Source organism: Enterobacter cloacae complex sp. P18RS (assembly GCF_014982105.1).
Classification (GTDB): Bacteria; Pseudomonadota; Gammaproteobacteria; order Enterobacterales; family Enterobacteriaceae; genus Enterobacter; species Enterobacter hormaechei_C.
Window position 1 is genome coordinate 35,735 of the sequence record NZ_JADCKV010000026.1, and the last position, 21,908, is coordinate 57,642.

A 21,908-nucleotide genomic window follows, 5' to 3' on the forward strand; every position below is an offset into this window, starting at 1 on the left:
AGATCCTTTTTACCAGTAGAAGTATTGCATCAGGAAGACCTGATCGCTCGGGTCGCCGGAGGCATTTTTCATATAGAAGCGGCTGTCGGCAGCGGTGGCAAAACGCCCGCCGCCGTACTCGTACCAGATCCCGAACTGCATAAACGAGGTAGTTTTTTCAGCCGCATCGTCCGGACGATGTTTCGCGTAGCTGTAAGCAGTGGAGAGATAAACGCCTTTCAGGGCTTCCACCATGGCGCTGACCATAAATCCGCTCTCCGTGCCGGAGACGTTCTGTCCATCTGCCCGTCCGGTATGATGCCACGCGCGTGCCGCCAGGTTGGGTGTCAAAACGCCTGTTAAAAAGAGCTGGCCTGTACCGTCGGTAATTTCAAGACCGTTCATCCAGGTGACATCTTTCATGATGTCGTACTGAATATAGCCATTCGCCATTGCCGGATAGGTATATTTGTCGTCATAACGATCGTATTTGCCGAAGTGCAGCCAGGCCTTGCTTTCGTCATGGTGACCCGCTGGCGTGGCGGTGACGCTATAGCGCAGGTTGCCGGAGAGGTTTTGCACCTTTAGTGCGTACAAGATGTCGCGGGTGTTGGGGATCACATAACCCAGATCCGGCGTAAAATCGCCCCACCATTGCAGGTCATCGAGAGACGAGTCCTGGCGCAGGCTGAGCATGATCTCGGTGCTGTTATCGGTTTTGTAACCGCCGTAGAAGCGGTTAATCCCACCTTCAAACCCGCCCCAGCTGTGATCGGGCACCCAGGCGTTGCCCTGATGATCCGCCTGTACGGTCCAGCCTTCGCCGTAAATCAGGCCGAACCAGTTCCCCTGTTTTATCTCCAGACCGCCCTCAATATAAGTGCCGTCGCTGTATTTATGTTTATCCTGACCTTCTAAATCCATATACCCACCGACGCCCATCTCGCCATAAAAACGAAATGACGGGGAGGTTATTGCCGGTGTTTTGGTATCGTCATGTTCAGCGGGCCGGGCATCTTCTGCGGCAATAGCAGGGCAGCAGAAAGAGAGGGCAGCGAGTGCCCAAAATGTTTTTTGTTTAATTTTCATAAACTCATCCCAATGAGATAAAATCCATGCCTTTTATTTCAGTTAATATTCGAGGCAGGTGATGCTTCAATTTTTTGTTGTTCTTTTGATAATCCGTTTACGTATTTGCTGTATTTCCACCAGGCAAATCCGAGGAATAAAACAATGCCACCGACGTTATAGAAAATAATCGTCAGAATATTGGCACCGGTAGGGAAAGTGGATGCCACAAAACCAATGGCGAAAATAACAATCAGCATCGACACTATGGTTATACCCGTGGTTCGTGAACCCATCCTGAAATCGCGCGGCAGGTGATCGAGCTTACGACGCAGGTTGAGGTAGGCCAGCATAATAAACAGCGGCGGTAACATGGAGGCCGCAGCGGTCATATTGATGACGGTGTTCATCAGCTCCTGCGCGGTACTGGAGCCCATGGTCGGGATAATCATCAGTGGGATCACAATCAAATACTGGATCCAGGCCGCGCGCGCCGGTACGCCGTTTTCGTTCAGCGCCACGGTTTTCGGACCAAAAATGCCGGTCGGGATCTCCGAGAAAAAGATTTTGACCGGCGTCGCCGTCCACATCAGCAGGGAACCGAACATGGCGGTAAAGGAAACCAGACCGACGAAACGGTTCATCAACACTTCCGGCAGGCCAAACCACACCGCCAGACCGTGGAACACCTGCACCGAACCCCCGGTAAACTTCAACGCTTTGCTGCTGATAAAGACGTTGATCAGTACCGAGGAGATGGAGTACAGCACGCCGATAAAGATCCCCGCCAGGATGATCACTTTAACGAAAGATTTCGAACCGCCTTTCACATCGTTTACGTACACCGCGACGGATTCCGCGCCCCCGGCAGCCATAAATATCCAGGTGGTAATGCCGAGGAATGCCCAGTTAAAATGCGGGATCATCGCGTCGACGGTAATCGGATCAGCGGGCTGCACCCCACCCATTAGCGCCGCGCCCGCCAGCAGAATGTAAGAGAGCGTCAGCAGCAGCATCAGCGTGGAGGTTACAGACGTAATTGGCCCCAGCATCTTCGCCCCGTTGGTGGAGACCCACGTTGAGAAGGCGAACAGCACCATACTTAGCACCGTTGTGGCAAATGGTGTGAGAATGTACTCATAGCCAAGAAAGGCATAAGAGGCATAGGCAATGACGCGCGGTAATAACGAGGTGAAGAAGAATAAATTCACGAACCAGTATGTATAAGCGGTAATAAATGCCCAGCGCCCGCCGAGTGAACTTTTTACCCAGGCATAAACTCCAGCTTCTGAGTTTTTATTCAACGAGACAAACTCAGCGATAATTAAGCAGAACGGGATAAAATAGAACAGGGTTGCTAAAAAGAACATCGGCGCGGAGGCAAGTCCGAGTTCGATATTATTATTGATCACGTTGTTAAAACTAAACACGGCGGCAAAGGTCAGCGACAGCAGGCCGAATTTGCCGATGGTATTGCGTTTGGTGGTTTCAGACATAACGTTTCTCCGGGTAAGAGGCTAGCGGTGCTTCATTGGCACCGCTCGTTTTTTTATTTGTTATGGAAATAACCGTCTTCGATGGTCACATTGAGAATGACTTTTTTGACCGGCTCCTCGCTGATAAAGCGATACGCCTCATGGTTCTCACAAATTACGATCTGCCCCTCGCGCACCTGTTCGGTGGTACCCATGCCTTTCAGGTATTCTCGATCGGTCTCATCGCGGTAACACTCCACTGTCTGAAGCGCATCTTTGGCGGCATATTCAATTTTCTGCGCGCCCTGAAGGTAGTAATGCACCTCGAAATAGAGGCGATGCCCGACAAACAGCGCGTCGGTGCTGGCATCATTGGTCACACGGTAGGCCAGCGAATCGCCAATCGAATGGGCTACGCCGGGCGAGATATTATCGATATTGTTAATGGCTTCTGAGCAGCGCTGCCATTTGCGACCCGTGCGGTAATGCTGTTGAAACTGTTCCAGGCTCTCAAGAACGATCATTTGTCTGCCTCGCTGTGCAAATCCATGGAGAAGAAACCGGTGCCGAATTGCTGGCGTGCCAGCGCCATCGAGGCGATGCGGCCGCCATTGAGCGGGAGCAATGTGAAGCCGTAGCGGAACGGACTGAACCAGACGCGCCAGCTCTCCAGTACCTCACTTCCCCAGGAATTGGAGCCTAAGCCCAGCACCTGGTGGTCAAGATTAAGCGTAATGTCATCGCAGCGGCGCAGTTCGTTGCAGTGCTGTGCGGCGTGAATGTTCTCAGCCGTGTAGTGCCAGGCGCTGAAGTGGAGAGGCTGTTGCGGTACGACCAGCACGCCGCTGCCATGACGATCCGCGAGGGAGGCCCAGCGCACCTGCTGACGGTTGCCGTTGTTTTGCGGGAACGGATAATTTTCAAACATCTCATCAACCGTGGTGTGCCACAGGTCGATGGTGCTGGCCTGCTGGCTGTCCGGATAGTTTTCACCCGGCCCTCGCCCGTAGTAGCTCACCTGATCGAAACCGCCGTTGATGCCAAGCGTAAAGCCGATGCACGGAATGATGTGTGGGTACTCGCCGTAGCGCTCACCGCATAGCTCAACGTTGATCTGCCCGTCGGCGGCGATGCGCCAGCGATAGGTACAGCGCATGCCAAAATCAAACACTGGCGGGGCAATCAGGGTACGGGTGGTGACGATGATCGCATCGTTATGCTGCTCAACCTCGAAACCGCGCAGATGCTCCTGCATGATCTGGAAATGATACGGCTGCCACAGCCCTTCATACTCCTGCTTATGGTTATCAATCATGGGCTTGAAGAAGTTAATCTTCGGCTCACGGGTAAGGTATTCCTCACCGTTCACCTGCCAGGCGCTGAGTTTTCCCGATACTTTAGAGAAGGTCGCGCGGAAGTTATGCCCGGTCACGGTGCAGCTCAGGCGATCTTCCTCCAGACGCAGCGGAGTGGCACTGGTGTTGATAAACGGTGTCGGGCGTGCCGTGCGGCCTTTTAACGGGAACTGATACACCGCGATCTCGTGCCCGACCTCGCTGTAGCGCGTGGGACTGTTTTTGATAATACGTACAGTCAGGAATGCTTCGCGCTCGTCCAGTTCCGGCACGTGCAGGCTGACGCTGCGGGAGCTGTTGGGGGCCAACCCGGTGATGTTCAGTGGCTCGCTGTGCAGCGTTTCACCTTCCGCACGCACCTCCGTGAGCAGGGTGTAATCATCCAGGCTGGTGAACCATAAGCGGTTATCAACGTGCAGCTCACCGTTTTGCCAGCGCAGTTTGACCGGGGCGATCACCTGCTTGTACTCACGCAAACCTTGCCCGGGCGTTTGATCGGAGTAGATCAGCCCGTCGAGGCAGAAGTTGTAATTATTGGGGTAATCACCGAAGTCGCCGCCATAGGCGTACCAGATATTGCCGCTGGCGTCTGTTTTCTGAATACCGTGGTCGCACCACTCCCAGACATAATGCCCCTGAATGCAGTCGTGCCGATCGAACACGTTCTGATACTCGGTCAACCCGCCGGGACCGTTGCCCATCGCATGGGCGTATTCGCAGATAATGCGCGGTTTGGCGTGCGGGTATTCGCCAAACAGATTCATCAGCGGTACGCGGGTATACATGGTGGAGATAATGTCCACCACCTCGGCGTCGCGATCTTCTTCGTAGTGAAGCAGGCGAGTATCATCCAGCGCTTTTGCCGCACGGGCCATCGCGCGGATGTTACAGCCGTAGCCGGACTCGTTTCCGAGCGACCAGATGATGATCGACGGATGATTTTTCTGCGCGTGAATATGGCGTTCGATGCGCTCAACGTAGACCGGCTCCCACACCGGATCGTCCGTAATGCGGCTCAGGTCGCCGACGTTGGCGAAGCCGTGAGACTCCACATCCGTTTCAGCCATTACAAACAGGCCGTACAGGTCGCAAAGCTCGTAAAAGCGCGGGTCGTTCGGGTAGTGGGCGGTACGTACCGAGTTGATATTGTGCTGCTTCATCAGGATCAGGTCGCGCTCCACGCGATCCATCCCCACCGCGCGGCCCCTCAGATGATCGTTGTCATGACGATTGACGCCGTGCAGCTTCAGATAACGGTTGTTAACGTAGAACAGGCCGTCTTTCACCTTGATATCCCGAAACCCGATGCGCTGCGGGATGATTTCCAGCGTCTGGCCATGGTTATCTTTTAAAGTCATGACCAGATGATAAAGATCCGGCGATTCAGCGGACCACTGGCGGGGTTGCCTCACCTCAATGCTGAAGGCGGTTTCCGCACGCTCGCTGACGGTCAGGTTGTCGGTTGTTCCCTTGTGCAGCACTGTCTCGCCGTCGTACAGGGTATAATCCAGTTGAACACAGCCAGGGCGTGCAGCAAGGTTTTCCAGCTCAAGCTGACAGAAGAGGGTGGCATCCCGGTATGCCTCGTCGAAGGTGGTTTTAACCGTGAAATCGCGGACATGCGTGAGTGATTTTCCCAGCAGGTAGACGTCGCGGAATATCCCCGCCGTCCACCACATGTCCTGATCCTCAATGTAGGTGGAATCTGCCCACTGCATAACCCGCACGCACAACAGGTTTTGCCCGCTGTGTACCGCATCGCTGATATCAAACTCGGCAGACAGTCGGCTGCCTTTGCTAAAGCCTATATAGCGGCCATTCACGTAGACTTCGAAATAGGTTTCGACGCCGTCAAACTTGATAAGGGTCTGTTTCTCTTGCCAGCTTTCAGAAAGCGTAAACCAGCGCTGGTATGCCCCGGTCGGGTTGTCTGACGGCACCCATGGTACGTCCACCGGGAAAGGAAAGCCTTCGTCGGTGTACTGCAACTGACCGTGACCTTCCATCTGCCACATGCCCGGCACGGTAATATCGCCCCAGTCGGCCATGTATTCTGAGGTAAAGTTTTCCGGGACAAGCAGCGGGTTCGTGAAGAAGCGAAAGTTCCACTTTCCGCTTAGCGACAGAAAGTGGCTGCTGGCTTCACGCGCAAACGTGCGCGCCCGGGAAACGGTGTCATAAGAGAAGAAGTACGCACGCGGCGGGAGCCGGTTTTCATGCGTGAGTTGAATATTTTCCCAGCGATTCATGTGATCTCCCTGTAGGGGTAAAACATCATTGCTGGAGATTTTAGTAAATATTTTACTAAATAAAATCAGTAAAACCGATTTGCTTTAACTCGATCACGAAATTAAAAAAGCCGGGCATGCCCGGCGGGAGAGTTAACAGGTGGAAATCAGCGGGTGGTGCCGCGCAGCTTCAGTACGCTCGGGACAAAGACCTGAAGCGGTAGTGCGCGGCCATCGCGGGCCTTTTCCAGCAGCAGATTAACGCCCTGGCTGCCCATCATTTCAGAGTGAATGCGCACGGTGGAAAGAGGCGGGAAGGTAAAGCGGGCGGTTGGAATGTCGTTCACGCTGATCAGTGAAATATCTTCCGGGATCGCCAGCCCTTTTTCGTGGATGGCGCGTAACACCCCGATGGCGATGGAATCGGAGGCCACGAACAAGGCGGAAGGCCAGCACTGTTGTGCCAGCATGATTTTTGCCAGTTCATAACCGGACGAACTGGAAAAACCGCCGCGCCAGATGTCCTGTTCCGATACCACCCCTTTCAGGAGCCCGTACTCCACGAAGGCGGCTTCCCGAATATCAGCCTTGCCTGGCTCATCTTCGCCGCCGATAAAGCCAATCCGCTTAACTCCCTGAGCAATAAAGAAATCCACGATCTGCTTGCTGATGCGCGAAAGGTCAATATCGACAGAATCGTACTCGCTGCCTGGCTCGTGAAAGTCGATAAAACAGACGTTGTCGGTCAACGACATTGCCGCACGTCGAAGCGCAGGGGAGGGTTTGCCTACAATCAACACCCCGGTGAGCTTTTTCAGCTCCGGCAGGGTGGCATTAGCGTAGCAGTTACTCAGTTCGACCCCCAGTTTTTCGCACTGCGTCTCAATGCCGTGGCGAATGGCAAGATAGTAAGGGTCGTTGATCTCCAGTTCCTGCTGGTAGCTGTAGAGCGCCAGAATATGTTGCTGACCGGCAGCGACAGACTGCATTTTACGGGAGGTCGTGCTTTTGTATTCCAGCTTCTCGGCAATCTCGAGAATGCGGTGTTTCGTCTCTTCTTTCACATTCAGCGTCGGGTCATCGTTTAAAACCCGGGATACCGTTGCCAGCGAGACGCCAGCTTCCGTCGCGATGTCTTTCAGCGTTGCCATGTTTGTCCTCATTCCCCACGAGATAGCTTATTGTAAAGGATGCGTTCGGACATGCATTAATTTTTAGTAAATAACATCCCTGTTGCCCTCGCCAGTTACCATGTTAGTATTTAGTAAAATTTTACCAAGGAGGCAAAAGTGGAAACGGTAGCATACGATGATTTTGCAAAGCTCGAGATCCGCGTGGGGAAGATTGTTGACGTTAAACGTCACGCCAATGCGGACAAGCTCTATATTGCGCAGATAGAGGTGGGAGACAGAACGTTGCAAACCGTCACCAGCCTGGTGCCGTATTACCGGGAAGAGGAGCTGATGGGCAAAACGGTGGTGGTGTTGTGTAACCTGGCAAAGGCTAAAATGCGCGGTGAAACATCTGAATGCATGTTGCTCTGCGCGGAAACCGATGACGCCCGAGAAAGTGTGTTATTAACGCCGGAGCGGGTGATGGCGGCAGGGGTAAGAGTGGTGTGAAAAAGCCGGGTGGCGGCTACGCCTTACCCGGCCTACAAAGCCTCGAACCGCAGGCCGGGTAAACGACAGCGTCACCCGGCAAAAGCACTACAGCACGCTTAGCGCCTTCTCCACCACGTTCTCAACGGTAAAGCCGAAATATGGGAACAGCTTGTCGGCCGGGGCGGATTCACCGTAACCATGCATCCCGACAATTGCCCCTTTCAGGCCCACGTATTTGTACCAGTAGTCGGCAATGCCAGCTTCAACCGCCACGCGCGCCGCGACGTTTGAAGGCAGCACCGATTCGCGGTACGCCTCATCCTGAGCATCAAAGATATCCGTTGAAGGGAGTGAAACCACGCGCACCGCGTGACCCTCGGCGGTCAGTTTCTCCGCCGCTTTTACCGTGATTTCCACCTCGGAACCGGTGGCGATCAGGATCACGTCTGGCTTGCCGCCGCTGTCTTTCAGGATGTACCCGCCGCGGGCGATATTTTTCACCTGCTCCGGCGTGCGCTCGATCTGCGCCAGGTTCTGGCGCGACAGGATCAGCGCCGTGGGTCCGTTATGACGCTCTACGGCCAGCTTCCAGCCCACTGCCGCTTCCACCTGATCGCAAGGACGCCAGGTGCTGAAGTTTGGCGTTAAGCGCAGGCTCGCCAGCTGCTCTACCGCCTGGTGCGTCGGCCCATCTTCACCCAGCCCGATAGAGTCGTGGGTATACACCATGATCTGCCGCGCCTTCATCAGGGCCGCCATACGCGCCGCGTTACGGGCATATTCGACAAACATCAGGAAGGTGGCGGTGTACGGCACGAAGCCGCCATGGTGGGCGATGCCGTTGGCAATGGCGGTCATCCCAAACTCGCGCACGCCGTAGTGGATGTAGTTCCCGGCAATGTCCTCCTTCAGGGATTTAGAGCCGGACCAGATGGTAAGGTTACTTGGCGCCAGATCCGCCGAGCCGCCCAGCAGTTCGGGCAGGATTGGGCCAATCGCGTTCAGGGTGTTTTGTGATGCCTTACGGGTGGCAATTTTCGCCGGGTTGGATTGCAGGTTCTCAATCAGCGCATGAGTTTTCTCTTCCCAGTCTTCCGGCAGGCCGCCGCTCATGCGGCGGGTAAACTCAGCCGCCAGCTCCGGATACGCTTTTTTGTAGGCGGCAAACTTCTCGTTCCAGGCCTGCTGCGCTTTTTCACCTGTTTCGCGAGCATCCCAGGCCTTGTAGATCTCTTTTGGGATCTCAAAGGCCGGGTGTTTCCAGCCCAGTTTCTGGCGGGTCAGCGCCACTTCCTCTTCACCCAGCGCCGCGCCGTGCGCCTCCTCTTTGCCCGCTTTGTTCGGCGAGCCGAAGCCGATGGTGGTGCGGCAGATGATCAGGGACGGTTTGTCCTTCACGCTCTGCGCTTCCTGAATCGCTTTTTTCACCGCCTCTGGATCGTGACCGTCGATCTCGTGCACCACGTGCCAGTGATAGGCTTCAAAGCGTTTCGCCGTATCGTCGGTAAACCAGCCCTCGGTTTCCCCGTCAATGGAGATACCGTTGTGATCGTAGAAGCCAATCAGCTTGCCCAGCCCCAGGGTGCCCGCCAGAGAACAGACCTCGTGAGAGATCCCCTCCATCAGACAGCCGTCGCCCATAAAGACATAGGTATAGTGATCGACAATCTCGTGGTCGGGCTGGTTGAACTGCGCGGCCAGCGTACGTTCGGCAATCGCCAGGCCAACCGCATTCGCCAGCCCCTGGCCCAGCGGGCCGGTAGTGGTTTCAACGCCCGGCGTATAGCCGATCTCCGGGTGGCCCGGCGTTTTGGAGTGCAGCTGGCGGAAGTTTTTTAATTCCTCAAGCGGCAGATCGTAGCCGGAAAGGTGCAGCAGGCTGTAGAGCAGCATCGAGGCGTGCCCGTTGGAAAGAATAAAACGGTCGCGGTCGTACCAGGTCGGATCGGTAGGGTTGTGCTTCAGGAAGTCGTTCCACAGCACTTCGGCGATATCAGCCATCCCCATGGGGGCGCCAGGGTGGCCGGAATTGGCTTTTTGTACGGCATCCATGCTGAGGGCGCGAATGGCGTTGGCGAGCTCTTTACGGGACATAGTTCACTCCGTGGCAAGGTTAAAGTTTGGCGGCGAGAAGATCTTCGAGTTTGCGCTGGTCGACGGCGAACTGACGGATGCCGTCCGCCAGTTTTTCCACGGCCATTGGATCCTGATTGTGCTCCCAGCGGAATTCCGCTTCGGTCATGGGTTTTGGTTTTGGCAGAACGGTGGAGGTTGGCACCAGCTTGCGGATCACCGTCTCTTCACTCTCCTGAAGCTTTTTCAGCAGGTCAGGGGAGATGGTCAGCCGGTCGCAGCCCGCGAGCGCGAGGATCTGCTCGGTGCGGCGGAAGCTGGCCCCCATCACGATGGTCTCGTAGCGGTGCTGCTTGTAATAATCGTAGATATTACGCACCGATTTCACGCCGGGATCTTCGTCCACCACATACGGATCCATCGGCTGTTTTGCCTGATACCAGTCGTAGATACGCCCGACAAACGGTGAAATCAGGAACACGCCCGCTTCGGCGCAGGCACGCGCCTGGGCGAAGGAGAACAGCAGCGTCAGGTTACAGTTGATCCCCTCTTTCTCCAGCACTTCCGCCGCGCGGATGCCTTCCCAGGTGGAGGCAAGCTTGATCAGGATGCGTGATTTATCGATCCCCTGCTCCTGGTAGAGTTCCACCAGGCGGCGAGCCTTGCTAATGCTCTTTTCCTGGTCGAATGAGAGGCGGGCATCCACTTCGGTGGAGACGCGTCCCGGTATGCTTTTAAGAATTTCCGCACCGATATTGACCGCCAGCTTGTCACTGGCTTCGGCGACCTGCTGCTCCTGCGTTTTCCCGCGCTGTTTGCCGTAGGCTAGGGCGTCATCAATCAGATGACTAAAGTGCGCAAGACCGGCCGCCTTGAGCAGCAGCGAGGGGTTGGTGGTCGCGTCTTCCGGCTGGTAGTGACGAATCGATTCGATGTCGCCGCTGTCTGCAACCACGGTGGTAAATTGTTTGATGCCGTCTAGCTGGTTCATAATTACTCCTTGGAAATAAAAGAGTTAGTCGAGTGCGTCAGGTCACACTTCTGAGAAAATCATGATGGACTTAACAAAAAAGCATAGCAGACGGGGGAGGCATTGCTGTCTGAGACGGGTAACATGGCTGTTATAAATTGATAACAATTTTTATTCTGCAATGGTGAGAGTTTGGCAGCCTTCAAAGTTTAGGAGCCTGCCTGCGGCGATACTATGCGGCACACCAGGGTGTGCATAGGAACGTCAATATCACCCTTTTTGACCGAAACGTGAAAGGAATAACAAGATGGATGATCAGTTAAAACAAAGCGCTCTCGATTTTCACGAGTTTCCTGTTCCGGGTAAAATCCAGGTATCCCCGACCAAACCGCTGGCGACCCAGCGCGATCTGGCGCTGGCCTACTCGCCAGGCGTAGCTGCCCCGTGCCTTGAAATCGAAAAAGATCCGCTGGCAGCGTACAAATACACCGCCCGTGGCAACCTGGTGGCCGTTATCTCTAACGGTACGGCGGTACTGGGGTTAGGGAACATTGGCGCGCTGGCCGGTAAGCCGGTGATGGAAGGGAAGGGCGTTCTGTTTAAGAAATTTGCCGGTATCGACGTCTTCGATATCGAAGTGGACGAACTGGACCCGGATAAATTCATCAACGTGGTGGCGGCGCTGGAGCCGACCTTCGGCGGCATCAACCTGGAAGACATCAAAGCGCCGGAATGTTTCTATATCGAGCAGAAGCTGCGCGAGCGTATGAACATTCCCGTGTTCCATGACGACCAGCACGGCACGGCGATTATCAGTACCGCCGCCATTCTGAACGGTCTGCGTGTGGTGGAGAAAAACCTCTCCGACGTGCGCATGGTGGTCTCCGGCGCTGGCGCCGCGGCCATCGCCTGTATGAACCTGCTGGTGGCGCTGGGCATGCAGAAACACAACATCGTGGTCTGCGACTCCAAAGGCGTGATTTACAAAGACCGCGAGCCAAACATGGCTGAAACCAAGGCGGCCTATGCGGTGGAAGACGACGGCAAGCGCACGCTAGAAGACGTCATTGAAGGTGCCGACATTTTCCTCGGCTGTTCAGGCCCGAAAGTACTGACCCAGGAGATGGTGCAGAAGATGGCGCGCGCGCCAATGATCCTGGCCCTTGCGAACCCGGAGCCGGAAATTCTGCCGCCGCTGGCGAAGGCAGTGCGTGAAGACGCGATCATCTGTACCGGACGTTCGGACTACCCGAACCAGGTGAACAACGTGCTCTGCTTCCCGTTCATCTTCCGCGGTGCGCTGGACGTCGGCGCTACGGCAATCAACGAAGAGATGAAGCTCGCCGCCGTTCATGCTATCGCAGAGCTGGCGCACGCCGAGCAGAGCGAAGTGGTGGCCTCCGCCTACGGCGATCAGGATCTGAGCTTCGGCCCGGACTACATTATCCCTAAACCATTTGACCCGCGTCTGATCGTGAAGATCGCGCCAGCGGTGGCCAAAGCGGCGATGGACTCAGGCGTGGCGACGCGGCCGATTGAAGATTTCGATGCCTACGTCGATAAACTCACCGAGTTCGTCTACAAAACCAACCTGTTTATGAAGCCGATCTTCTCCCAGGCGCGCGCTGACGCGAAGCGCGTGGTGCTGGCGGAAGGGGAAGAGGCGCGCGTGCTGCATGCCACTCAGGAGCTGATCACCTTAGGGCTGGCGAAACCGATCCTGATTGGTCGTCCGAGCGTGATCGAGATGCGTATCCAGAAGCTGGGCCTGCAAATTAAGCCGGGCGTCGACTTTGAGATCGTCAATAACGAATCCGATCCGCGCTTCAAAGAGTACTGGAACGAATACTATTCGATCATGAAGCGTCGTGGGATCACCCAGGAGCAGGCGCAGCGGGCGGTTATCAGCAACACCACGGTGATCGGCGCGATCATGGTTCACCGCGGTGAGGCGGATGCGCTGATCTGCGGCACCATCGGCGAGTACCATGAGCATTTCAGCGTGGTGCAGGAGATCTTCGGCTATCGCGAGGGTGTCCATACTGCCGGCGCAATGAACGCGCTGCTGCTGCCAAGCGGTAACACCTTTATCGCCGATACCTACGTCAACGACGATCCTTCCCCGGACGAACTGGCGGAAATCACCGTGATGGCGGCGGAAACCGTGCGCCGCTTTGGTATCGAGCCGAAAGTGGCGCTGCTGTCGCATTCTAACTTCGGGTCATCCAAATCCGCGGCGGCGTGCAAAATGCGCCAGACGCTGGACCTGGTGCGCGAGCGTGCGCCGGAACTGATGATCGACGGCGAGATGCACGGCGACGCCGCGCTGGTGGAGAGCATTCGTAATGAACGTATGCCGGACAGCCCGCTGAAAGGCTCCGCGAACGTGCTGATTATGCCGAACGTAGAAGCGGCGCGTATCAGCTATAACCTGCTGCGTGTGTCGAGTTCTGAAGGGGTGACCGTAGGGCCAGTGCTGATGGGGGTGTCAAAACCGGTACATGTATTAACGCCGATTGCCTCCGTGCGTCGTATCGTCAACATGGTGGCGCTAGCGGTGGTTGAGGCACAGACGCAGCCGCTGTAATTTTTACCCTCACCCTAACCCTCTCCCTTTGGGAGAGGGCAGGGGTGAGGGGGTTACACCCAGTTCCGGACCCGAATAAACTCACGCAAGGCAGCCTCCGGGCTGCCTTCTTTGGGTTCAAAGCTGTATTCCCAGCGCACCAGCGGCGGCATCGACATCAGAATGGACTCCGTGCGCCCACCGGTTTGCAGGCCAAACAGCGTCCCGCGATCCCATACCAGGTTAAACTCCACGTAACGCCCGCGGCGGTACAGCTGGAACTCACGCTCGCGAACGCCGTAGTCGGTGTTTTTGCGGCGTTCGACAATCGGCAGATAGGCATCGGTAAAGCCTTCACCCACTGCGCGCATAAAGCTGAACGCGGTATCAAAATCCGGCGTGTTGAGATCGTCAAAGAACAGCCCGCCGATGCCGCGTTGCTCGTCGCGATGCTTCAGATAGAAATAATCATCGCACCACTTTTTGTATTTCGGGTAAACGTCTTCGCCAAACGGCAGGCAGAGGTCGCGCGCGGTGGTGTGCCAGTGCACGGCGTCCTCTTCGAAGCCATAGTAAGGCGTTAAGTCGAAACCGCCGCCAAACCACCAGACCGGATCGGCCCCCGGTTTTTCCGCGATGAAAAAGCGCACGTTGGCGTGGCTGGTTGGCACAAACGGGTTATGCGGATGCACCACCAGCGAGACGCCCATCGCCTCGAAGCTGCGGCCCGCCAGTTCAGGCCGATGCGCCGTGGCGGACGCCGGCATTGCATCACCGTGGACGTGGGAGAAGTTGACCCCGGCCTGTTCAAAAATGCCACCGTTACGCAGCACGCGGCTGCGCCCGCCGCCGCCCGCTTCGCGCTGCCAGGCATCTTCCTGGAATTCACCGCCGTCTGCGGCGGCCAGTTTCTGGCAAATCGCGTCCTGTAACTGCATCAGGAAAGTTTTGACCAGCTGTGCATTCGGTTTCATCAACGTTTCCTGGAGTGCGCTTTTTGATTATCGAACCAGTTGAAATAACTGATGACCCCGGAGGCGATAGCGTTCGCGATCTTCTGACGAAACGCCGTGGTGCCGAGTAAACGCTCCTCTTCCGGGTTGGTAATGAACGAGGTTTCCACCAGCACGGACGGAATGGACGGGGACTTCAGCACCACAAACGCGGCCTGCTCGGTGCTTTTACTGTGCAGACGGTGCACGGGCTTAATCCGTTTAAGGATATGCGAGCCGAGCGTCAGGCTGTTTTTGATGGTATCGGTCTGCACGAGATCAAACAGAACCTGCTGCAACAGATGGTCTTTGTCGGTGGCTTTTTTCCCGGCCACTTCATCCGCCCGGTTTTCGCGATCGGAGAGGTATTTCGCCATGGCGCTACTGGCGCCACGGTTGGAGAGGGCGAACACCGATGCGCCTGCGGCGGAAGGGTTTGTGAAGCCATCCGCGTGAATGGACATAAACAGGTCGGCGCCGTGCTTATGGGCAATTTCCACGCGATCGTACAGCGGGATAAACGTGTCGCCCGTGCGCGTCAGGCGGGCGTCAATGCCGTTGCTGCGTAAAATTGCGCGCACATTTTTTGCAATTGCCAGCACGACGTGTTTTTCTTTCGACCCGTTTCGGCCAATGGCGCCGGTGTCGATCCCGCCGTGGCCCGGATCGAGCATGACCAGACGCTTTGCGCCGGCTTTTTTGGTTTTCGGCTTGCTGTGTCCGTTACTTGTTTTAAGCGAACTCTCTTCTTTTGCCTGAACCTGCTTTGCGATGCCTGTTAACGTTAAGGCCGCCAGCCCCGCTTTGAGAACCTGACGACGCGATGTGAGTGCTTTTAATGGTTTGAATGTGCTCATGCGGCCTGAATTGTAAAAATTGGGGTCCTGGTGTTATATCGTATCGCGTTTTGCGTGACGACATTCCTTATTGAGAATTGTTTTACTTTTCATTTCAATACGTGACAAAGTGACATTATGCCAAATTTTGGCGAGTTTTTCCCCGGTTATTGGCTAAATGCCCTGTTCACGCCATAATCACTGTTTTTAAACCCGAAAAGGCGGTTAATACCATGGAGATACGCGTTTTTCGCCAGGAAGATTTCGAAGAGGTGATCACCCTTTGGGAGCGCTGCGATCTGCTGCGTCCGTGGAACGATCCGGAAATGGACATCGAACGGAAGGTGAATCACGACGTCAGTCTGTTTCTGGTCGCTGAGGTCAACGGCGAGGTGGTCGGGACGGTAATGGGCGGGTACGACGGCCACCGCGGGTCGGCCTACTATCTGGGCGTGCACCCGGAATATCGCGCGCGCGGCATCGCCAACGCGCTGCTTAACCGTCTGGAAAAGAAACTGATCGCCCGTGGCTGCCCGAAAATCCAGATTATGGTGCGGGAAGATAACGACGTGGTGCTGGGCATGTATGAACGTCTGGGCTACGAGCACGCGGATGTACTGACGCTGGGTAAGCGCCTGATCGAAGATGAAGAGTACTGAGTTCCACCCTGGCGACTATGATGTTCACGGTCGTCTGCGTCTGCCTTTTTTATTCTGGTGCGTTCTGCTGTTGCAGGCCCGCACCTGGGTGCTGTTCGTGATGGCTGGCGCGTCACGCGGGCAGGGCGATACGCTACTGAATCTCTTTTATCCCGATCACGATGCGTTCTGGCTGGGGTTACTGCCCGGTGTACCGGCGGTGCTGGCGTTCCTGTGCAGCGGTCGGCGGCAGTTCCTCCCGCGCTTCTGGCGCGCACTTCGCTGGCTGTTGATTCTGGCGCAGGTTGTGCTCCTGGTCTGGCAGCCCGTGCTCTGGCTGTACGGCGAGCCGCTTTCCGGTATCGGGATTGCGCTGGTGGTGGCGGATATTGTCGCGCTGCTGTGGCTGGTCACGAATCCCCGTTTACGCGCCTGTTTTACGCAAGAGTCAGATTAAAACGGCACTTTTTGCCGATACTGCACTCCAACAAGCGTTGATTTACTACGTAAGGACGTCTCAATGAAATCGCTGCGTTTACTTTTATGCGCTCTCCCGCTGGCGTTAACCGGCTGTTCCACGCTCTCATCCATCAACTGGTCTGCGGCCTATCCGTGGAACTGGTTTGGCTCCTCAACGGAAGTGACCGAGCAGGGCGTGGGCAAAATCACCGCCTCGACGGCGCTGGATCAGGATGCCATTCAGGAGGCCATCGGCAGTGATTATCGCCTGCGCAGCGGCATGAAAACCGAGAACGGCAACATCGTGCGCTATTTCGAAGCGTTGAAAGACGACAAGGTGGCGATGGTCATCAACGGCGATAAAGGTACGGTCAACCGCATTGCGGTGATGGATGAAGAGATCCCGACCTCAGGTGGCGTGAAGGTAGGTACGCCGTTTGGCGAGCTCTACCAGAAAGCGTTTGGCCACTGCGCCAGCGTGCCGTCGGATGATAGCGTGGCGGTCGAGTGTAAGGCCGACGGCAGCCAGCACATTAGCTATGTATTCAGCGGCACCTGGAACGGTCCGGAAGGGTTAATGCCCTCTGACGACACCCTGAAAAAGTGGAAAGTGAGCAAAATTATCTGGAAGCAGTAATTTGCGCCTGAGCAAGCCGCCTCGCTGTAATCCAGGTATAATAGCCGCCATCAATGCCACGCTGTCGTGGCATCTTTTTTTCAGGAGGAGCGATGTCTCAGGTTCAGAGTGGCATTTTGCCAGAACATTGCCGCGCGGCGATTTGGATTGAAGCCAACGTCAAAGGGGACGTGGATGCCCTGCGCGCGGCCAGCAAAATTTTCGTTGATAAACTGGCCACCTTTCAGGCCAAATTCCCCGAAGCCCATCTGGGCGCGGTGGTTGCCTTTGGCAACACCGTCTGGCGTCAGCTGAGCGGCGGCGAAGGCGCAGAAGAGCTGAAAGACTTTATTCCTTATGGCAAAGGTCTTGCGCCCGCCACCCAGTATGACGTCCTGATTCATATCCTCTCCCTGCGCCATGACGTGAATTTCTCCGTCGCTCAGGCAGCGATTGAGGCCTTTGGTGACAGCATCGACGTGCTGGAAGAGATCCACGGTTTCCGCTGGGTGGAAGAGCGCGATTTGAGCGGCTTCGTCGACGGCACCGAAAACCCGGCCGGGGAAGAGACGCGTCGCGAGGTGGCTGTAATCAAGGAGGGCGTGGACGCGGGCGGCAGCTACGTGTTCGTCCAGCGCTGGGAGCATAACCTCAGGCAGCTCAACCGCATGAGCGTGCATGACCAGGAGATGATGATTGGCCGCACCAAAGACGCCAATGAAGAGATTGACGGCGATGCGCGTCCGGTCACGTCCCACCTGACCCGCGTTGACCTTAAAGAAGACGGTAAGGGGCTGAAGATTGTTCGCCAGAGCTTGCCGTACGGCACCGCGAGCGGTACGCACGGCCTGTACTTCTGCGCTTACTGTGCGCGCCTCTACAACATCGAACAGCAGCTGCTGAGCATGTTTGGCGATACCGACGGCAAGCGTGACGCCATGCTGCGCTTCACCCGTCCCGTGACCGGCGGCTACTACTTTGCGCCGTCCGTTGAGCGCCTGCTGGCGCTGTAAATCGCTCTCCATTCGTAGGCCGGGTAAGCGTTAGCGCCACCCGGCAATTTCTCCCGCACCCCTTATTCCCTTTTCTGCTTCTAAATCACCAAACGGTATATAAAACCGTTACTCCTTTAGACTCCGTTATAAATATTATGACTATAAGATAGTCATCACATTTATAAGGGTGCGCAATGGCCGTTACTGTACTGAAAAAAGGATCGCTGGCACTGGCAGGTTTACTGCTGGTGGCGCAGGCGCAGGCAACCGAGTTGCTGAACAGTTCTTATGATGTTTCGCGCGAGCTGTTTGCCGCCCTTAATCCCGCATTTGAACAGCAGTGGGCGAAAGAGAACAACGGCGACAAGCTGACCATCAAACAGTCGCACGCTGGCTCATCCAAGCAGGCGCTGGCCATTTTGCAGGGGCTGAAAGCGGATGTGGTGACCTACAACCAGGTCACGGACGTGCAGATCCTGCACGACAAAGGCAAGCTGATCCCGGCGGACTGGCAAAGCCGCCTGCCGAACAACAGTTCGCCGTTCTACTCCACCATGGGCTTCCTGGTGCGCAAGGGCAACCCGAAAAACATTCACGACTGGAACGACCTGGTGCGTTCTGACGTCAAGCTGATTTTCCCGAATCCGAAAACCTCCGGCAACGCGCGTTATACCTATCTGGCGGCGTGGGGCGCGGCGGACAAAGCTGACGGTAACGATAAAGCGAAAACCGAACAGTTTATGACCCAGTTCCTGAAAAATGTCGAAGTGTTTGACACCGGCGGCCGGGGCGCAACCACCACTTTCGCCGAGCGCGGGCTGGGCGATGTGCTGATCAGCTTTGAATCCGAAGTGAACAATATTCGTAAACAGTACGAAGCGCAGGGCTTCGAAGTGGTTATCCCGAAAACCAACGTTCTGGCCGAGTTCCCGGTGGCGTGGGTGGATAAAAACGTCAAAGCCAACGGCACAGAGAAAGCGGCAAAAGCCTATCTCAACTATCTGTACAGCCCGCAGGCGCAGACGGTGATTACTGACTATTACTACCGCGTTAATAATCCGGACGTGATGAACAAGCTGAAAGACAAATTCCCGCAGACCGAGCTGTTCCGCGTGGAAGATCATTTCGGCGCCTGGCCTGAGGTGATGAAAACGCATTTTGCCAGCGGCGGTGAGTTAGACAAATTGCTGGCGGCGGGGCGTAAGTAATGTTTGCAGGATCAACAAGACGTGTGCTGCCGGGTTTTACCTTAAGCCTCGGGACCAGCCTGCTGTTCGTCTGTCTGATTTTATTGTTACCGCTCAGCGCTCTGGTGATGCAGCTCGCTGAGATGAGCTGGTCCCAGTACTGGGAAGTGGTCACCAATCCGCAGGTGGTGGCGGCCTACAAGGTCACGCTGCTGTCTGCGTTCGTGGCCTCGATTTTTAACGGCGTGTTTGGCCTGCTGATGGCATGGATCTTAACCCGCTATCGCTTCCCGGGCCGCACGCTGCTCGACGCCCTGATGGATCTGCCGTTTGCCCTGCCGACGGCGGTGGCCGGTCTGACGCTGGCGTCGCTGTTCTCCGTGAACGGCTTTTACGGCGAATGGCTGGCGAAGTTTGATATTAAAGTGACCTATACCTGGATCGGTATCGCGGTGGCGATGGCCTTTACCAGCATCCCGTTTGTGGTACGTACCGTGCAGCCGGTGCTGGAAGAGTTAGGCCCCGAATACGAAGAGGCCGCGGAAACCCTGGGCGCCACGCGCTGGCAGAGTTTCCGTAAGGTTGTGCTGCCGGAACTTTCTCCGGCCTTGCTGGCGGGGGTGGCGCTTTCCTTTACCCGCAGCCTCGGTGAATTTGGCGCGGTCATTTTTATCGCCGGGAACATCGCGTGGAAAACCGAAGTGACCTCGCTGATGATTTTTGTCCGTTTGCAGGAGTTTGATTATCCGGCCGCGAGCGCGATTGCCTCGGTGATCCTTGCCGCGTCGCTGCTGCTACTGTTTTCGATTAACACTCTGCAAAGTCGCTTTGGTCGACGTGTGGTAGGTCACTGATGGCGGAAGTTACGCAATTGAAGCGCTATGACGCGCCCCGCATCAACTGGGGCAAATGGTTTCTGATTGGTACCGGCGTGCTGGTCTCCGCATTCATTCTCGTCGTGCCGATGGTGTACATCTTCGTGCAGGCCTTCAGCAAAGGGATTATGCCCGCGCTGCAAAACCTGGCCGATCCGGACATGCTCCACGCCATCTGGCTGACGGTGATGATTGCCCTGATCACCGTCCCGGTGAATCTGGTGTTTGGCGTATTGCTGGCCTGGCTGGTAACGCGCTTTAACTTCCCGGGGCGTCAGCTGCTGCTGACCCTGCTGGATATCCCGTTTGCGGTGTCTCCGGTGGTGGCGGGTCTGGTTTATCTGCTCTTCTACGGCTCCAATGGCCCGCTGGGCGGCTGGCTGGATGAGCACGACCTGCAAATCATGTTCGCCTGGCCGGGGATGGTGCTGGTGACCGTCTTTGTCACCTGTCCGTTCGTGGTGCGCGAGCTGGTGCCGGTGATGCTCAGCCAGGGCAGCCATGAAGATGAAGCCGCGGTGCTGCTCGGCGCTTCCGGCTGGCAGATGTTCCGCCGCGTCACGCTGCCGAATATCCGCTGGGCACTGCTTTACGGCGTGGTGCTGACCAACGCCCGTGCGATCGGTGAGTTTGGCGCGGTGTCGGTGGTATCCGGCTCGATTCGCGGCGAAACCCTGTCGCTGCCGTTACAGATTGAATTACTGGAACAGGACTACAACACCGTCGGTTCCTTTACTGCCGCAGCGTTGCTGACGCTGATGGCGATTTTGACCCTGTTTTTGAAGAGTGTGGTGCAGTGGCGTTTAGAGAATCAGGAAAAACGTCAGCATCAGGAGGGAAATCATGAGCATTGAGATTGCCAATATTAAGAAGTCTTTTGGTCGCACCCAGGTGCTGAATGATATCTCGCTGGATATCCCTTCCGGACAAATGGTGGCGCTGCTGGGGCCGTCTGGCTCCGGTAAAACCACGCTGCTGCGTATTATCGCCGGGCTTGAACACCAGACCAGCGGACATATTCGCTTCCACGGTACGGACGTTAGCCGCCTGCACGCCCGCGACCGTAAAGTGGGCTTTGTATTTCAGCATTATGCGCTGTTCCGCCACATGACGGTATTCGACAACATCGCGTTTGGCCTGACCGTGCTGCCGCGTCGTGAACGTCCAGATGCCGCCGCCATCAAAGCGAAAGTGACCAAACTGCTGGAGATGGTGCAGCTTGCGCATCTGGCGGACCGCTTCCCGGCTCAACTTTCCGGCGGGCAGAAGCAGCGCGTGGCGCTGGCGCGTGCGTTAGCCGTTGAACCGCAAATCCTGCTGCTGGACGAACCGTTTGGCGCGCTGGATGCACAGGTGCGAAAAGAGCTGCGCCGCTGGCTGCGTCAGCTGCATGAGGAACTCCAGTTCACCAGCGTTTTCGTGACCCACGATCAGGAAGAGGCGATGGAAGTGGCCGATCGCGTGGTGGTAATGAGTCAGGGCAACATTGAGCAGGTTGACGAGCCAGAGCAGCTCTGGCGTGAACCGGCGACCCGCTTTGTGCTGGAGTTTATGGGGGAAGTAAACCGCCTTCAGGGTACCATTCGCGGCGGTCAGTTCCACGTTGGCGCGCACCGCTGGCCGCTGGGGTATACCTCCGCGCATCAGGGGCCAGTGGATCTGTTCCTGCGTCCGTGGGAAGTGGACGTCAGCCGCCGTACCAGCCTGGATTCACCGCTTCCGGTGCAGGTGCTGGAAGCTAGCCCTAAAGGGCACTACACCCAATTGGTGGTACAGCCCCTGGGCTGGTACACCGAGCCGCTGACCGTGGTTATGCGTGACGACGTGCCGCCGCACCGGGGGGAGCGCCTGTTTGTCGGGCTGCAACACGCGCGCATTTATCACGGTAACGAGCGCATTGAAACGCGCGAGGATATTGCTCTGGCGGAGTCAGCCTGATAGGTTATTAGTATGTTTATCGCCCGGTGGCGCTGCGCTGACCGGGCCTACAGT

Annotated in this window: 19 protein-coding genes; 10 read left to right on the forward strand and 9 right to left on the reverse strand. The window is 56.3% G+C overall.

All coding sequences use genetic code 11. The features are described from left to right. Nucleotides 1-9: 9 nt before the first annotated feature. The 5 genes from ygjJ to ebgR form a co-directional block, all read right to left on the reverse strand. A complete protein-coding gene (gene ygjJ, locus INF61_RS19185) occupies nucleotides 10-1,068 on the reverse strand; it encodes a protein YgjJ (protein ID WP_017692955.1) in 1,059 nt (352 codons plus the stop codon). Between the two features lie 38 nt (nucleotides 1,069-1,106). Further along, the gene (locus tag INF61_RS19190; protein ID WP_015572212.1) at nucleotides 1,107-2,543 is read right to left on the reverse strand and encodes an amino acid permease; all 1,437 of its coding nucleotides are present in this window, start codon (nucleotides 2,541-2,543) and stop codon (nucleotides 1,107-1,109) included. Between the two features lie 53 nt (nucleotides 2,544-2,596). After that, on the reverse strand, nucleotides 2,597-3,046 hold the full coding sequence (locus INF61_RS19195; RefSeq protein ID WP_193548008.1) for a beta-galactosidase subunit beta: 450 nt from the start codon (nucleotides 3,044-3,046) through the stop codon (nucleotides 2,597-2,599). Continuing rightward, nucleotides 3,043-6,126, reverse strand: a complete 3,084-nt coding sequence (gene ebgA, locus INF61_RS19200; protein WP_023304183.1) for a beta-galactosidase subunit alpha — start codon at nucleotides 6,124-6,126, stop codon at nucleotides 3,043-3,045. The genes INF61_RS19195 and ebgA overlap by 4 nt, the downstream gene beginning before the upstream one ends. Nucleotides 6,127-6,272: 146 nt before the next feature. Then, nucleotides 6,273-7,256, reverse strand: coding sequence for a transcriptional regulator EbgR (ebgR, locus tag INF61_RS19205; protein ID WP_015572215.1), 984 nt, complete (start codon nucleotides 7,254-7,256; stop codon nucleotides 6,273-6,275). Between the two features lie 138 nt (nucleotides 7,257-7,394). Here ebgR and INF61_RS19210 point away from each other — a divergent pair, with 138 nt between their 5' ends. After that, nucleotides 7,395-7,727 carry a tRNA-binding protein gene (locus tag INF61_RS19210; protein WP_017383485.1) on the forward strand — a complete coding sequence of 111 codons (333 nt, stop codon included), beginning with the start codon at nucleotides 7,395-7,397 and terminating at the stop codon, nucleotides 7,725-7,727. 87 nt (nucleotides 7,728-7,814) lie between these two features. Here the strand turns inward: INF61_RS19210 and tkt are convergent, their stop codons facing one another. Continuing rightward, nucleotides 7,815-9,803 carry a transketolase gene (gene tkt, locus INF61_RS19215; RefSeq protein ID WP_023295116.1) on the reverse strand — a complete coding sequence of 663 codons (1,989 nt, stop codon included), beginning with the start codon at nucleotides 9,801-9,803 and terminating at the stop codon, nucleotides 7,815-7,817. 19 nt (nucleotides 9,804-9,822) lie between these two features. Beyond that, nucleotides 9,823-10,773, reverse strand: a complete 951-nt coding sequence (gene tal, locus INF61_RS19220; RefSeq protein WP_015572217.1) for a transaldolase — start codon at nucleotides 10,771-10,773, stop codon at nucleotides 9,823-9,825. 286 nt (nucleotides 10,774-11,059) lie between these two features. On the opposite strand from tal, the gene maeB reads away from it, so the two are divergent. Beyond that, nucleotides 11,060-13,339, forward strand: a complete 2,280-nt coding sequence (gene maeB / locus INF61_RS19225; protein ID WP_023295115.1) for an NADP-dependent oxaloacetate-decarboxylating malate dehydrogenase — start codon at nucleotides 11,060-11,062, stop codon at nucleotides 13,337-13,339. Nucleotides 13,340-13,392: 53 nt separating this feature from the next. Here the strand turns inward: maeB and hemF are convergent, their stop codons facing one another. After that, a complete protein-coding gene (gene hemF / locus INF61_RS19230; protein ID WP_048973695.1) occupies nucleotides 13,393-14,292 on the reverse strand; it encodes an oxygen-dependent coproporphyrinogen oxidase in 900 nt (299 codons plus the stop codon). Further along, nucleotides 14,292-15,167: an N-acetylmuramoyl-L-alanine amidase AmiA gene (amiA, locus tag INF61_RS19235; protein ID WP_045328430.1), complete on the reverse strand. Its 876-nt coding sequence runs from the start codon at nucleotides 15,165-15,167 to the stop codon at nucleotides 14,292-14,294. The genes hemF and amiA overlap by 1 nt, the downstream gene beginning before the upstream one ends. 212 nt (nucleotides 15,168-15,379) lie before the next feature. Between amiA and INF61_RS19240 the strand changes: the two genes are divergently transcribed. The 8 genes from INF61_RS19240 to cysA all read left to right on the forward strand — a co-directional run bounded on the left by INF61_RS19240 (nucleotide 15,380) and on the right by cysA (nucleotide 21,854). Then, entirely contained in the window at nucleotides 15,380-15,805 is a 426-nt protein-coding gene (locus INF61_RS19240; protein WP_003861292.1) for a GNAT family acetyltransferase, read from the forward strand. Further along, nucleotides 15,792-16,241, forward strand: coding sequence for a DUF2919 domain-containing protein (locus INF61_RS19245; RefSeq protein WP_003861294.1), 450 nt, complete (start codon nucleotides 15,792-15,794; stop codon nucleotides 16,239-16,241). The genes INF61_RS19240 and INF61_RS19245 overlap by 14 nt, the downstream gene beginning before the upstream one ends. Before the next feature lie 63 nt (nucleotides 16,242-16,304). Next, nucleotides 16,305-16,880 (forward strand): RpoE-regulated lipoprotein, encoded by a 576-nt coding sequence (locus INF61_RS19250; protein WP_015572220.1) that lies wholly within the window; start codon nucleotides 16,305-16,307, stop codon nucleotides 16,878-16,880. A 92-nt stretch (nucleotides 16,881-16,972) separates the two neighbouring features. Next, nucleotides 16,973-17,872 (forward strand): Dyp-type peroxidase, encoded by a 900-nt coding sequence (locus tag INF61_RS19255; protein ID WP_193548009.1) that lies wholly within the window; start codon nucleotides 16,973-16,975, stop codon nucleotides 17,870-17,872. A 176-nt stretch (nucleotides 17,873-18,048) separates the two neighbouring features. Further along, nucleotides 18,049-19,062: a sulfate ABC transporter substrate-binding protein gene (locus tag INF61_RS19260; protein WP_032649009.1), complete on the forward strand. Its 1,014-nt coding sequence runs from the start codon at nucleotides 18,049-18,051 to the stop codon at nucleotides 19,060-19,062. Beyond that, nucleotides 19,062-19,895, forward strand: coding sequence for a sulfate/thiosulfate ABC transporter permease CysT (cysT, locus tag INF61_RS19265; RefSeq protein ID WP_017383478.1), 834 nt, complete (start codon nucleotides 19,062-19,064; stop codon nucleotides 19,893-19,895). The genes INF61_RS19260 and cysT overlap by 1 nt, the downstream gene beginning before the upstream one ends. After that, the gene (cysW, locus tag INF61_RS19270) at nucleotides 19,895-20,770 is read left to right on the forward strand and encodes a sulfate/thiosulfate ABC transporter permease CysW (protein WP_003861305.1); all 876 of its coding nucleotides are present in this window, start codon (nucleotides 19,895-19,897) and stop codon (nucleotides 20,768-20,770) included. The genes cysT and cysW overlap by 1 nt, the downstream gene beginning before the upstream one ends. Then, nucleotides 20,760-21,854, forward strand: coding sequence for a sulfate/thiosulfate ABC transporter ATP-binding protein CysA (gene cysA / locus INF61_RS19275; protein WP_017383477.1), 1,095 nt, complete (start codon nucleotides 20,760-20,762; stop codon nucleotides 21,852-21,854). Before cysW ends, cysA begins: the two co-directional genes overlap by 11 nt. Nucleotides 21,855-21,908: the final 54 nt, after the last annotated feature.